Raw genomic sequence first — 490 nt, 5'->3', positions numbered from 1 at the left:
TTCCGGCACCGCGTCTGCTGCCTCGGATCATCAAGGTGCCGGAAGAAGTCGGCGGCGCCGGCGACAACTATGTGTTCCTGTCGTCGATGATCCACGCCCACGCCGATGACCTGTTCCAGGGCATGAAGGTCAAAGGCTGCTACCAGTTCCGTCTGACCCGAAATGCCGACCTGGCGCTCGATTCCGAAGACGTCGAAGACCTGGCCCGCGCTCTGCGTGGCGAGTTGTTCTCGCGGCGCTACGGTGACGCGGTGCGTCTGGAAGTCGCCGACACTTGCCCGAAACACCTCTCGGACTATCTGCTCAAGCAGTTCAACCTGAGCGAGACCGAGCTGTATCAGGTCAACGGCCCGGTCAACCTGACGCGCCTGTTCAGCATCACCGGTCTGGACAGCCATCCGGAGCTGCAATACACGCCGTTCACCCCGCAGATCCCGAAACTGCTGCAAAACAGCGAAAACATCTTCAGTGTGGTCAGCAAGCAGGACAT

Annotated in this window: 1 pseudogene; it reads left to right on the top strand. The window is 60.4% G+C overall.

The features are described from left to right. Positions 1 to 490: pseudogene (locus J5M56_RS24640) on the top strand (RNA degradosome polyphosphate kinase); the annotation flags it as partial.

It is taken from the genome of Pseudomonas sp. 51_B (assembly GCF_017491595.1).
Lineage (GTDB): Bacteria > Pseudomonadota > Gammaproteobacteria > Pseudomonadales > Pseudomonadaceae > Aquipseudomonas > Aquipseudomonas promysalinigenes.
The sequence above is the reverse complement of the archived record's forward strand: the minus strand, read 5'-3'. Positions and strand labels throughout refer to the sequence as shown.